Source organism: Nonomuraea antri (assembly GCF_013283785.1).
GTDB lineage: Bacteria > Actinomycetota > Actinomycetes > Streptosporangiales > Streptosporangiaceae > Nonomuraea > Nonomuraea antri.
In genome coordinates, this window is sequence record NZ_JABCPZ010000045.1 from 45,407 (window position 1) to 57,140 (window position 11,734).

At 71.1% G+C, this 11,734-nt stretch carries 13 protein-coding genes; 4 read left to right on the forward strand and 9 right to left on the reverse strand.

What is annotated here, in order from left to right:
- Positions 1–206 precede the first annotated feature (206 nt).
- Entirely contained in the window at positions 207–461 is a 255-nt protein-coding gene (locus HII36_RS17435) for a hypothetical protein (protein WP_173524245.1), read from the forward strand.
- A 173-nt stretch (positions 462–634) separates the two neighbouring features.
- Here the strand turns inward: HII36_RS17435 and HII36_RS17440 are convergent, their stop codons facing one another.
- Positions 635–1,618, reverse strand: coding sequence for a bifunctional riboflavin kinase/FAD synthetase (locus HII36_RS17440; RefSeq protein WP_173524262.1), 984 nt, complete (start codon positions 1,616–1,618; stop codon positions 635–637).
- Positions 1,619–1,713: 95 nt separating this feature from the next.
- On the opposite strand from HII36_RS17440, the gene HII36_RS17445 reads away from it, so the two are divergent.
- Positions 1,714–2,730 carry a TRM11 family SAM-dependent methyltransferase gene (locus tag HII36_RS17445; protein WP_173524246.1) on the forward strand — a complete coding sequence of 339 codons (1,017 nt, stop codon included), beginning with the start codon at positions 1,714–1,716 and terminating at the stop codon, positions 2,728–2,730.
- Positions 2,731–2,757: 27 nt separating this feature from the next.
- On the opposite strand, the gene truB is transcribed toward HII36_RS17445, so the two are convergent.
- The 8 genes from truB to rimP form a co-directional block, all read right to left on the reverse strand.
- Entirely contained in the window at positions 2,758–3,630 is an 873-nt protein-coding gene (truB, locus tag HII36_RS17450) for a tRNA pseudouridine(55) synthase TruB (RefSeq protein ID WP_173524247.1), read from the reverse strand.
- Entirely contained in the window at positions 3,630–4,667 is a 1,038-nt protein-coding gene (locus tag HII36_RS17455) for a DHH family phosphoesterase (protein WP_173524248.1), read from the reverse strand. The genes truB and HII36_RS17455 overlap by 1 nt, the downstream gene beginning before the upstream one ends.
- Positions 4,664–5,113: a 30S ribosome-binding factor RbfA gene (gene rbfA, locus HII36_RS17460; RefSeq protein ID WP_173524249.1), complete on the reverse strand. Its 450-nt coding sequence runs from the start codon at positions 5,111–5,113 to the stop codon at positions 4,664–4,666. Before rbfA ends, HII36_RS17455 begins: the two co-directional genes overlap by 4 nt.
- Positions 5,114–5,153: 40 nt before the next feature.
- Complete coding sequence (locus HII36_RS17465; protein WP_173524263.1) at positions 5,154–5,450, reverse strand: DUF503 domain-containing protein; 297 nt, start codon at positions 5,448–5,450, stop codon at positions 5,154–5,156.
- A gap of 120 nt (positions 5,451–5,570) precedes the next feature.
- A complete protein-coding gene (gene infB / locus HII36_RS17470) occupies positions 5,571–8,681 on the reverse strand; it encodes a translation initiation factor IF-2 (RefSeq protein ID WP_173524250.1) in 3,111 nt (1,036 codons plus the stop codon).
- 125 nt (positions 8,682–8,806) lie between these two features.
- Complete coding sequence (locus HII36_RS17475) at positions 8,807–9,106, reverse strand: YlxR family protein (protein ID WP_173524251.1); 300 nt, start codon at positions 9,104–9,106, stop codon at positions 8,807–8,809.
- Positions 9,090–10,094, reverse strand: a complete 1,005-nt coding sequence (gene nusA, locus HII36_RS17480; protein WP_328807756.1) for a transcription termination factor NusA — start codon at positions 10,092–10,094, stop codon at positions 9,090–9,092. The genes HII36_RS17475 and nusA overlap by 17 nt, the downstream gene beginning before the upstream one ends.
- Positions 10,095–10,105: 11 nt before the next feature.
- A complete protein-coding gene (gene rimP, locus HII36_RS17485) occupies positions 10,106–10,603 on the reverse strand; it encodes a ribosome maturation factor RimP (RefSeq protein ID WP_173524252.1) in 498 nt (165 codons plus the stop codon).
- Between the two features lie 220 nt (positions 10,604–10,823).
- On the opposite strand from rimP, the gene HII36_RS17490 reads away from it, so the two are divergent.
- Together HII36_RS17490 and HII36_RS17495 are read left to right on the forward strand one after the other, a co-directional pair.
- Complete coding sequence (locus HII36_RS17490) at positions 10,824–11,303, forward strand: hypothetical protein (RefSeq protein ID WP_173524253.1); 480 nt, start codon at positions 10,824–10,826, stop codon at positions 11,301–11,303.
- A 14-nt stretch (positions 11,304–11,317) separates the two neighbouring features.
- Positions 11,318–11,734 (forward strand): ferritin-like domain-containing protein (locus tag HII36_RS17495; protein WP_328807757.1); only part of this gene is annotated, 417 nt, incomplete at its 3' end.

The following is an 11,734-nucleotide window of genomic DNA, read 5'->3' on the forward strand; positions in this document are numbered from 1 at the left end:
CCGACCAAGGCCATAGATGCCCATTACTCTAAGTAGTCAATCATGCGGCCGCGAGCTCTTTGAGGCTGGCGAGGTATCGCCGTAAACCACCACACAAACCTGCTCTTCTTCGAGGTCACACGGATTTTACTCAGCCTGTAGTCATCACTGACCGAAAGCTGGGGTAGTCACGGTCTGTAGTCGCCTCACCAGAGAAAGGGTCAAGAATGAATCGGCAGTTCCTTCACGGCGCCCGCGCTCTCGCCGTCGTCGCCACGACGGCGGGCACCGTCCTGCTCGGCGGCGCCACCGCCGCGAGCGCCACCACGCCCGGTGGCCACGGCTGCGCCTTCGGGCGCTGCTACGACGGCTACGCCTACCACCACGGCGACCGCGGGATCCTGAGCGCGGTGAGCGACACCGTCATGGACATCGTCGACGGCCGTAGCCTGCAGCGTCCCGGCTTCTTCGGCTTCTTCTAGCCATTCACGGCTGCTTCCAGCCATTCACCAAAGGCCCCGGCCCGCACCCACCCCAGCCGCCGGGGCCTGTCCCGGGTCGCTGCCGGCCGCCGCCGGCAGCGACCCGGGCCATCAAGGGCGAGTCCCAGGGGTGCGCGGTGCAACCGGCCAGCGGTCAGCCGTTCAGGCGGCGGTCAGCCGGTGAGGCGGCGGGTGTCCGCGACGTCGGCGTGGATCTGGGCGACCAGCGCCTCGATCGAGTCGAACCTGGTGTTCCCGCGCAGCCTGGCGGCGAACTCGACCGCCACGTGCGCCCCGTACAGCTCCAGGTCGTCGCGGTCCAGCGCGTACGCCTCCACCGTCCGCGGCACCCCCTCGAACGTGGGGTTCGTGCCGACGGAGATGGCGGCCGGCCACCGCTCCCCCGCGTACAGCGTGGGCAGGTTCGCGACGGGCACGCACTCCAGCCAACCGGCGTACACGCCGTCGGCCGGGATCGCGGTGTGCGGGGGCGTCTCGACGTTCGCGGTGGGGAACCCGAGCTGGCGGCCGCGCTGGTAGCCGCGGACGACCACGCCCTCGACCCGATGCGGACGGCCCAGCGCGGCGGCCGCGCTCTCGACGTCGCCGGCGATCAGGCGGGCGCGGATCAGCGTGGACGAGACGGGCACGGAAGCGGGCGCGTCAGCCGAACCGGTGCCGTCGGGCGCGTCGCCGGGCAGCGCGGTGAGCAGCGGGACGACCTCGACCGAGAAGTCGTACTTCTCGCCCAGCGTGCGCAGGGTCTCGACGTCTCCCGCGGCCTGGTGCCCGAACACGAACCCCTCGCCCACCACGACCACCGCGGCCCGCAGCCGGTCGGCCAGCACGCTCTGGACGAAGTCGGCCGGGCTCATCCGCGACAGCTCCAGCGTGAACTCCACCACCTCCATGGAGTCGGCCCCCAGCTCGGCGACCAGCTCGGCCCGCCGCCGCAGGCTGGTGAGCCTGGCCGGGTGCGAGCCGGGCAGCACGACCTCGTCCGGATGCGGCTCGAAGGTCACCGCCACGCTCCGGTGGCCCCGCTCACGCGCGATCTCCACGGCCCGCTCGATCACCCGCTGGTGCCCGCGGTGGACCCCGTCGTACACGCCGACGGTGACGACAGACCTTTCCGAACCCTGCACGCTAGGCCCCATTCGCTCGTGCCGCATCAACCTTGCGGATCAATCCCACCCAAGCCTGCCATGCACCTCCCGCTTCCCTCCAATCGAGGGGGGTAGCATTCGGCATCATGCCTCGTTACGCGCTTCTGATCCTGCCTGCCTTCAACCGGGTCTACGGCGAGAGCTCCGTCCGGCTGACCCGGGCCGAGCTGGCCGTCTTCGGCGACCGCGCGCTGCGCACCGCGGTCTCGGAGGTGGCGGAGACCAGGATCGGCGGGCTGCCGTACGTCACGTTCGAGACCGCGGCGCCGCTGGCGGAGCACGACGTCGCGCTGCTGTCGAACCTGTCGTCGGCGTACGCGTTGTTCGGCGTCGAGGGCGACCTGCTCAGGCCGCTGGCCATGCGGCCGCTCGACCGGCTGAGCAGCGACCTGATCACCATCCAGAAATACGCCGGCAAGACGAACGAGCACTTCACCAAGCTGCTGCTGAACGTCACCGTGCTGGCCTCGGACCGGCCGCTCGACTCCAGGGTCGAGGTGTTCGACCCGATGTGCGGCCGCGGCACCAGCCTCAACCAGGCCCTCATGTACGGCTACGACGCCTACGGCCTCGACGTCGACGGCAAGGACTTCGAGGCGTACACCGGCTTCATCAAGACCTGGCTGAAGAACAAGCGGCTCAAGCACAGTGCGGAGACCGTCCCGGTGCGGCGGGCGCGTGCGCTGGTGGGGCGGCGGCTGAACGTCACGTTCGCGCTGTCCAAGGAGGCCATGAAAGCGGGCGAGACCCAGCAGCTGGCCATGGTCAACGCCGACACCCTGCGCAGCAGGGAGTTCTTCAAGCCGCGCTCGTTCGACGTCCTGGTGACCGACGCGCCGTACGGGGTGCAGCACGGCAGCAAGGGCGGCGGCGGGTTGTCGCGCAGCCCGCTGGAGCTGCTCAGGCAGGCCGTGCCGGGATGGGCGGAGCTGCTGCGGCCGGGTGGCGCGATGGGCATCTCCTGGAACACCTATGGCGGCAGCCGCGACGACCTCGGCCAGATCCTCACCGACGCGGGCCTCGACGTCATGAAATATCCGGATTTCGAGCACTGGGTCGACCAGGCCATCGTCCGTGACATCCTGGTCGCCCGCAAACCCTGACGCCCGCGGCTCTCTCGGGCGACGCTGTCAGGAGACGAACACGGCCAGCGGCTTGGCCAGCCGCCCCTGCTCCTCCACCAGCGCCAGCAACTCGCCCTCGGGCCCGAACACCCCGATCGGCCCCTTCCCGAGCCCGGCCGCGGGCAGCCGCCCGCCGTGCCCGATCACCCGGGCCTCCTCGGCGGTGACGTCCCTGCGCGGGAACGCCGCCGACACGGCCTCGCCGATCGGCAGGATCACGCACTCCCCGGCGAGCTGCTCGATCGTCCGGGCCAGTGACAGGTCGTACGGCCCCACCCGGGTGCGGCGCAGCGCCGTCAGATGCCCGCCGACGCCGAGCCCGGCGCCCAGGTCGCGGGCCAGCGAGCGGATGTAGGTCCCGCTGGAGCAGGTGACGACCGCGTCGACGTCGATCACGTCGCCGCCATGGCGCACGTCGAGCACCTCGAACTCGCGCACGGTGACCGGCCTGGCCACCAGCTCGACCTCGGTGCCGGCCCGGGCCATCTTGTAGGCCCGCTGCCCGTTCACCTTGATCGCGCTGACCTGCGGCGGCACCTGCATGATCGGGCCGGTCAGCGCGGCGACGCCCTTGTGGATCTCGGCCGCGGTGACGCCGGCCGCGGACGCGGTGGCGGTCACCTCGCCCTCGGCGTCGTCGGTGTTGGTGGTGACGCCCAGCCTGATGGTCGCCGCGTACACCTTCTCGGTCAGCGTCAGGTGCCCGAGCAGCCTGGTCGCCTTCTCCACCCCGATCACCAGCACGCCGGTCGCCATCGGGTCGAGCGTGCCCGCGTGCCCGACGCGCCGGGTGCCCGCGATGCGCCGCATCTTGGCGACGACGTCGTGGGAGGTCCACTCGCCCGGCTTGTCCACGATGATCAAGCCACTCTCGGCCATCAAGCCTTCCTCAGTTCCGCACGGAATCTGGCCATGGTCTCCTCGACGCTGTCGTACGAGGTGAACCCGGCCGCGTTGTGATGACCGCCGCCGCCCAGCGCCGCGCACACCGCGGCCACGTCGACGCCACCCTTCGAGCGGCACGACACCTGCCAGGCGCCCTGGTCGTCCTCCTTGAGCACCACCGCCACCTCGGCCTCGTCGGCGCGCCTGACGATGTCGATCACGCCTTCGAGCTCGGTGTACGGCAGCCCCTGCGCGGCCCGGTCGACCCTGGTGACGTACGTCCAGACCAGCCGGTCGTCCAGCACCACCCGGTCCAGGGCGGCCGCCAGCACCTTCAGGTAGCCGAACGGCGAGCGGTCCCACAGCTCCCGGGCGATCTCCTCGACGTGCAGCCCGGTGGCCACCAGCCGGGCCGCCATCCGGTGCACGGCCGGGGTGGTCGAGGAGTACCTGAACGACCCGGTGTCGGTGACCAGGCCGGCGTACAGGCAGGTGGCGATGTCGCGGTCGAGCGTGCCGCCGAGCCGGTAGACCAGCTCCTCGGCCAGCATCGCGGTGGCCGCTGCCCGCGGGTCGATCAGCCGGACCGTGCCGAACCCGACGTTGGACGGATGGTGGTCGACCACGATGACCTCGCGGGCCGCCTCGGCGCTCGGCCGCAGCAGCCCCAGCCGCTCCGACATCGAGGAGTCGAACGCGATCAGCACGCCGGGCTCGGCGGGGAACTCCGCGGGCGGCACCAGCAGGTCCTGGCCGGGCAGGAACCGCAGCAGGCGCGGCACCTCGAAGACCACGTCGCCGAAGGAGGCCACGACGCGCTTGCCCTGCGACCGCAGCGCGAAGCCGACGGCCAGCATGGAGCCGAGCGCGTCGCCGTCGGGCGCGACGTGACAGGCCAGCGCGATCTCGTCGGCCCCGCCGATCAGGTCGAGCGCCCGGCGCCACGCGGACTCGGGCACGGCGCACGGGTCCTGGCCGTCCTGCCCGGGGCGGGACGGCCGCTCGGTCCTGTCGCGCACGTCGGGCGTCACGGCGCCGCGGGCCCCTCGTCCTCGTCCTCGTCGGGCTTCTTGTACGGGTCGGCCTCGCCGGCGTAGGACGCCGTCTCGGCCTGGCGCGCCACCTCGGCGTCGCGCGCCCTGGCCACGTTGATCAGGTCGTCGAGCTGACGAGCGCTGTCGGGCAGCGGGTCGTGCTTGAAGGTCAGGTTCGGAGTGAAGCGCACTCCGGTCTGCTTGCCCACCTCGGAGCGAATGATGCCCTTGGCGCTCTCCAGAGCGGCGGCGCTGTCGGCCCGCTCGGCGTCGGAGCCGAACACCGTGTAGAACACCGTGGCCTCGCGCAGGTCGGCGGTGATGCGCGTGTCGGTCACGGTGACGAAGCCCAGGCGCGGGTCCTTGATCCGGCGCTCCAGCATCTCGGCGACGATCTGCTGGATGCGGTCCGCGAGCTTGCGCGCTCGTGCTGCATCCACCATGTTCGCTCCCCCTCCCGCACGACGCGGTCGTGCAGTTCGTTCAGTCTTCGTCGTTGTAGAGGCGCTGCCTGGCGGACAGCAACTCGATTTCGGGGCGGAAGGCCACCATGCGTTCGCAGGCGTCCATCACCTCTTTGCAGTTACCCGCGGAGGCGGAGACGACCGCGACGCCTACCTCGGCCCTGCGATGCAGGTCGAGATGGCCGGTCTCAGCGACGGCGATGCTGGGGTAACGCCGTTGCAGCTCGGCGACCAGGGGTCGCATGACGGATCGCTTCTGCTTCAGCGATCGCACGTCGCCGAGCAGGATGTCCAGGGTCAAAGCACCCACATACATCGTTGGCAACCACCGCTTGCACTGGTGTGTCAGACGCACGCCGCGCCTGCTGCGGTGGAGACCAGGCCCGGGCGTGCGAGAGGCGCCCGGCGGAGGTTCCGCCGGGCGCCCGGCCGCGCATTACGCGCGCGGCTTCTCCCGCATCTCGAACGTCTCGATGACGTCGTCGATCCTGATGTCGTTGTAACCGACACCGATACCGCACTCGAAGCCCTCGCGGACCTCGGTCGCGTCATCCTTGAACCGGCGCAGCGACGAGACGGTCAGGTTGTCGGCGATGACGACGCCATCGCGGATCACCCTGGCCTTGCTGTTGCGGACGATCACGCCGGAGCGGACCAGCGAACCGGCGACGTTGCCGATCTTCGGCACCTTGAAGACCTCGCGGACTTCGGCCGTGCCCATCTGGACCTCTTCGAACTCGGGCTTGAGCATGCCCTTGAGCGCCGCTTCGATCTCCTCGATCGCCTGGTAGATGACCGAGTAGTAGCGGATGTCGACGCCCTCGCGCTCGGCCAGGTCGCGCGCCCGAGGCTCGGGGCGGACGTTGAAGCCGATGATGACCGCGTTGTCGTCGGCGACGGCCAGGTTGACGTCGTACTCGGTGATGGCGCCGACCGCGCGGTGCAGGACACGGAGCCTGACCTCGTCGCCGACGTCGATCTTGAGCAGGGCGTCTTCCAGGGCCTCCACCGAACCGGACACGTCACCCTTGATGATGAGCTTGAGCTCGTCGACGCGACCCTTCTCAAGGTCGCTGAACAGCTCTTCGAGGGTGCGGCGACGGCTCGACTTCGCCATGTCGGCGCTGCGCTTGCGCGCCGCGCGCTGCTGGGCGATCTGCCTGGCCATCCGGTCGTCGGTGACGACGATGAAGTTGTCACCGGCGCTCGGCACCGCGGTCAGACCCATCACCAGGACCGGACGCGACGGCGTGGCCTCCTCGACCGGCTCGCCGTTGTCGTCGAGCATCGCGCGGACGCGGCCGAAGGCCTCGCCACACACGATCGAGTCGCCGACGCGCAGCGTGCCGCGCTGGACCAGGACGGTCGCGACGGGGCCGCGGCCCTTGTCGAGGTGCGCCTCGATCGCGATGCCCTGGGCGTCCATCGTCGGGTTGGCCCGCAGGTCGAGCTCGGCGTCGGCGGTCAGCAGGATGGCCTCGAGCAGTGCGTCGATGCCGGTGCCGTTCTTCGCCGAGATGTCGACGAACAGCGTCGAGCCGCCGTACTCCTCGGCCACCAGGCCGTACTCGGTGAGCTGGGCACGGACCTTGTTCGGGTCTGCGCCCTCCTTGTCGACCTTGTTGACCGCGACCACGATCGGCACGTCGGCCGCCTGGGCGTGGTTGAGCGCCTCGATCGTCTGCGGCTTCACGCCGTCGTCGGCCGCGACCACCAGCACCGCGATGTCCGTGGACTTCGCGCCACGGGCACGCATGGCGGTGAACGCCTCGTGACCCGGGGTGTCGATGAAGGTGATCTTCCGGTCTTCGCCCTCGTGCTCGGCGGAGACCTGGTAGGCGCCGATGTGCTGGGTGATGCCGCCGGCCTCCCGCGCGACCACGTTGGTCTTGCGGATGGCGTCGAGCAGCTTCGTCTTACCGTGGTCGACGTGACCCATGACGGTCACGACCGGCGGACGCGCGGCCAGGTCGGCCTCGTCGCCCTCGTCCTCGCCGAACTCGATGTCGAAGGCCTCGAGAAGCTCGCGGTCCTCCTCCTCCGGGCTGACGACCTGGATGTTGTAGTCGAGCTCCTGGCCCAGGAGCTGCAGCGTCTCCTCGTTGACCGACTGGGTCGCGGTCACCATCTCGCCCAGGTGCAGCATGATCTGCACGAGCGAGGCGGGGTTCGCGCCGATGCGGTCGGCGAAGTCGGACAGCGAAGCGCCGCGCGGCAGCCTGATCGTCGCGCCGTTGCCGCGCGCGACCTGCACACCGCCGATCGCCGGAGCCGACATGTTGTCGAACTCCTGGCGCCTCTGACGCTTGGACTTGCGGCCACGAGCGGGACGGCCACCGGGACGACCGAAGGCGCCCGCCGTGCCGCCACCGCGACCACGGCCACCGCCGCCGGGACGGCCGCCGAACCCACCGCCGCCGCCACCGGGACCACCGGTGCCGGTACGCGTGCCCGCGCCGCCGCCACCACCGGGACGACCGGCGAAACCGCCGCCGCCACCAGGACGACCGCCACCGCCGCCACCGGGACGGCCACCGCCGCCACCGGGACGACCGCCGCCGCCACCGCCACCGGGACGGCCACCGCCGCCACCGGGACCGGCAGGACGACCCTGCGGCATCATCATCGGGTTCGGCCGCGGCCCACCGGGACGCGGACCACCGGCGCCGGGACCGGGACGCGGACCCGCCGCACCGGGCGGACCAGGACGCGGGCCGGGAGTCGGCCTGCCCTCGCCGCCACCGCCACGACCCTGCGGCGGACGCGGGATCGCACCGTCACGCGGCGGACCCTCGCGACGCTCACGGCCGGGACCGCCGCCTTCGCCGCGCGGGCCACCGGGCCGCGGCGGACGGGACTGCTGACCCATGCCACTGGCCGTGGAAGAGAACGGGTTGTTGCCCGGACGCGGGCCACGGGGACCCGGCTTGGGGCCGGGACCGGGACGCGGGCCGCCACCGGAAGGCGCGCCGGGACGCGGCGCCTGAGCACCGCCACCGCCGCCACCGGGACGCTCGCGATCGCGATCGCGGTCGCCACCCGGACGAGGCGCGGGACCCGGCTTGGGGCCGGGACGGGCCGCGGGACCGGGCTTGGGACCCGGGGTCGGACGCGCGCCGGTCTCGAAACGCGCCTGCGGCGCGCTCGGCGGCGGGGTCTCACCGCGCGCCGCTTCCGGCTGCTGGTGAGGCATGGGCACCGGCGGACGCGGCTGACCGCCGCCCGCGGGCCCAGGACGCGGACCGGGCCTGGGGCCCGGACGCGGAGCAGGTTGAGCAGGCGCCTCGGGGGCGCCGTTGCCGGCCTGGCCTTCGGCCGGCCGGGGAGCAGCCCTGGGCGGCTGCGGCTTGTTGGACGGCTGACCGCCGCCTCTTGAGGGCCCACCCTTCGATGCGCCCAACGCTTCGGTGAGCCGACGGACCACCGGCGCCTCGATGGTGGAGGACGCCGAACGGACGAACTCCCCCATCTCTTGGAGCTTGGCCATGACGACCTTGCTCTCTACGCCGAACTCCTTAGCGAGCTCGTATACCCGGACCTTCGCCACTGCACTCCCTTACTCGGCCCGGGAGGCTGGCTGTGCCGTCCGGACCGTCGTTACCTTGACGTCTTCATCGCCGCGTGCTCATCAGGCGCTCATAGCAATCTGACTCCGCCCATCAACTCGGCGTCCTACATGACATTTCGTGGTTCTCCTTCCAGGTGCGCCCGCACGCGCGAGACGTCAAGCGCCCCCTGCACGCGGAACGCGCGCGGAAACGCTCGGCGACGCTCGGCAAGCTCCAGACAGCTCAAGGACGGATGCAGCGATGCACCCCGGCCGGAAAGCCGTCCTCGCAGGTCAGGGACCACTTGGCCCTCGACCTGCACCAGGCGGAGCAGCTCGGACTTAGCCGTGCGAACCCTGCAGCCCACACAGGTGCGCTGTGGGGCCGCGTGGCCACCATATTCCAGCTTACCGTGTTGACGCATCTACGGAACCGGCGGCATCCTCGGCCTGGGTGTCAGGACGGATGTCGATCCGCCACCCGGTGAGCCGGGCGGCGAGCCGGGCATTCTGCCCTTCCTTCCCGATCGCCAGTGAAAGCTGGTAGTCAGGAACCGTGACCCGGGCGACGCGCCCGTCGAGATCGAGAACCTCGACGTTGGAAACGCGGGCCGGGGACAACGCATTCCCGACGAACTCGGCCGGATCTTCCGACCAGTCGATGATGTCGATCTTCTCGCCGTGCAGCTCGGTCATCACGTTGCGCACCCGCGAGCCCATCGGGCCGATGCACGCGCCCTTGGCGTTGACGCCCGGCTTGCGCGACCTGACCGCGATCTTCGTGCGGTGGCCGGCCTCGCGCGCGACGGCGGCGATCTCCACCGTGCCGTCGACGATCTCCGGAACCTCCAGCGCGAACAGCTTCTTGACCAGGCCGGGATGCGTGCGCGACAGCGAGACCGACGGGCCCTTGTGGCCCTTCTTCACCTGCACCACGTACGCCTTGATGCGCTCGCCGTGCACGTATTCCTCGCCCGGCACCTGCTCGGCGTGCAGCAGCACGGCCTCGATCTTGCCGAGGTCGACCAGCACCACCCGCGGGTCCTTGCCCTGCTGGATCACGCCGGAGACCAGCTCGCCCTCGCGGCTGGCGAACTCGCCGAAGTTGATCTCGTCTTCAGCGTCGCGGAGCTGCTGCAGGATGACCTGCTTGGCGGTGGTCGCCGCGATCCTGCTGAAGTTGCCAGGCGTGTCGTCGAACTCCCTGACGACGTCGCCCTCCTCGTCGAGCTCGGCAGCCCAGATCGTCACGTGACCGCTGGCGCGGTCGAGCTCGGCGCGCGCCTTGGACGCGGCGCCCTCGGTGCGGAAGTAGGCGATCAGCAGCGCGTCCTCGATCGCCTTGACGACCAGGTCGAAGGAGATGTCCTTCTCCCGCTCCAGGCTGCGCAGGACGCTCATGTCGATGTCCACGAGGCTCCCCCTTAGCCTTCGTCGCCGTCGACGTCGTCTTCGTCTTCGTCGAAGCGGCGGAACTCCACCTGCACCCGTCCCCGGGTCAGGTCCTGATAGTCGAGCCTTCTGGCGGCTCCTGCGACGTCGAGGTCGACGCCGTTCTCGTCCGCGGCGAGGATCCTGCCCTCGACCACGGAGCCGTCTCTCATCTCCGCCTTCACCAGCCGCTTGGCCGCGCGGCGCCAGTGGCGCGGCTCGGTCAGCGGGCGATCGACGCCGGGAGAGGAGACCTCCAGCGTGTAGGCCTGGGTGCCCATCGAGTCGTCGTCGTCGAGCGCGGCGGACACGGCCTGGCTCACGTCGGCCACGTCATCGAGGCTCACGCCGCCGTCGCGGTCGACGATCACGCGCAGCAACCGTCTCTTGCCCGCCTGGGTGACCGTGATGTCCTCCAGGTCGAGGCCCTCCGCGGCGACCACGGGCTCAAGGAGCTTCATCAGGTGGTCGCGGGGTGATGCGCTGCCCATCTCGACCTCCCCTATTGTCAAGTCTCAGCCGGGCGGACCTCGCCTCAGGCTCTCCGTCGTCTGGCCGCGCAGCCAGCGACGACAGTTGACACCCTATCTGTACGGGGGCACAGAAAGAGCGCCACTCGACGCGGTCGGGTGGCGCGGCGCATGACGGCGACGGCGGGCACGAGCCCGTACGATGCTATCTGCGTACCGTAGTCACTGGAGGTCCCTGCCCGTGCGCCAGCGTCACCTCTCCAGGCGAGCCATGCTGGTAGGCGGGGCGGCCGCCCTCACGGCCTGCGGCGGCACGCCCGAGCCACCGCCGCCGCCCGCGAAGGACTCCGCCGAGGTCGTCCTGCTGAAGTCGCTGATCGCCGAGAAGGAGCGGACCATCGCGCTGTACGCGGCCGTGATGGCCGACGGGGGCGAGCGGCTGGCCCCGTTCAAGGCGCACCACGAGGCGCATCTGGCCGAGCTGCGCAAGTACGTCCCCCAGGCCGCCTCGGCCGCGCCCACTCCCGCCACTCCGGCCGCTTCCGCCACGTCTTCCACCGCGCCGAAGCCGTCGCTGGCGCGGCTGCGTGACGCCGAGCGCAAGGCCGCCGCGGCCCGGCCCAAGCAGCTGGCCGCCGCCTCTCCCGGGCTGGCGCAGCTCATCGCCAGCATCGGCGCCTGCGAGGCCGGTCACGCCCTGGCGTTGCCGAGGTCACTGTGAATCAGGGGGTCGCCGTGCTGGACGACGACATCGACAAGCTGCGCAAGGCCCTGGCCGCCGAGCACGCGGCGGTCTTCGCGTACGGGCTGCTCGGCGCGCGCACGTCCGGCTCGCTGCGTGAGCGGGTGCGGGCGGCCTACGACGCCCACCGCACCCGCCGCGACCAGCTCCGCACGCTGATCCTCGGCCGGGGCGGCGAACCCGCCGAGGCGGCCGGCTCGTACGCGCTGCCCTTCGTGCCCTCGACCGCCGCGCAGGCCGTCAAGCTGGCCGTGCAGCTCGAAACCGGGGTGACGGCGGCCTACCTGGAGCTGGTGTCGGCGCGGGACGTCAAGGTGCGCCAGTACGCGGCACAGGCCATGCAGGAGGCGGTGGCGCGCTCGTACGCCTTCAAACCCGGGCTCACCGGCGCGTTCCCCGGCATGCCCGCC

Excerpts from the sequence above, each read along its gene's own strand:
- HII36_RS17445 (WP_173524246.1), top strand. The coding sequence starts at position 1,714 with ATGCCTCGTTACGCGCTTCTGATCCTGCCTGCCTTCAACCGGGTCTAC.
- truB (WP_173524247.1), bottom strand. The coding sequence starts at position 3,630 with ATGGCCGAGAGTGGCTTGATCATCGTGGACAAGCCGGGCGAGTGGACC.
- HII36_RS17435 (WP_173524245.1), top strand. The coding sequence starts at position 207 with ATGAATCGGCAGTTCCTTCACGGCGCCCGCGCTCTCGCCGTCGTCGCC.
- HII36_RS17465 (WP_173524263.1), bottom strand. The coding sequence starts at position 5,450 with ATGTATGTGGGTGCTTTGACCCTGGACATCCTGCTCGGCGACGTGCGA.
- rbfA (WP_173524249.1), bottom strand. The coding sequence starts at position 5,113 with ATGGTGGATGCAGCACGAGCGCGCAAGCTCGCGGACCGCATCCAGCAG.
- HII36_RS17475 (WP_173524251.1), bottom strand. The coding sequence starts at position 9,106 with ATGCGTCAACACGGTAAGCTGGAATATGGTGGCCACGCGGCCCCACAG.
- rimP (WP_173524252.1), bottom strand. The coding sequence starts at position 10,603 with ATGGGCAGCGCATCACCCCGCGACCACCTGATGAAGCTCCTTGAGCCC.
- HII36_RS17440 (WP_173524262.1), bottom strand. The coding sequence starts at position 1,618 with ATGGGGCCTAGCGTGCAGGGTTCGGAAAGGTCTGTCGTCACCGTCGGC.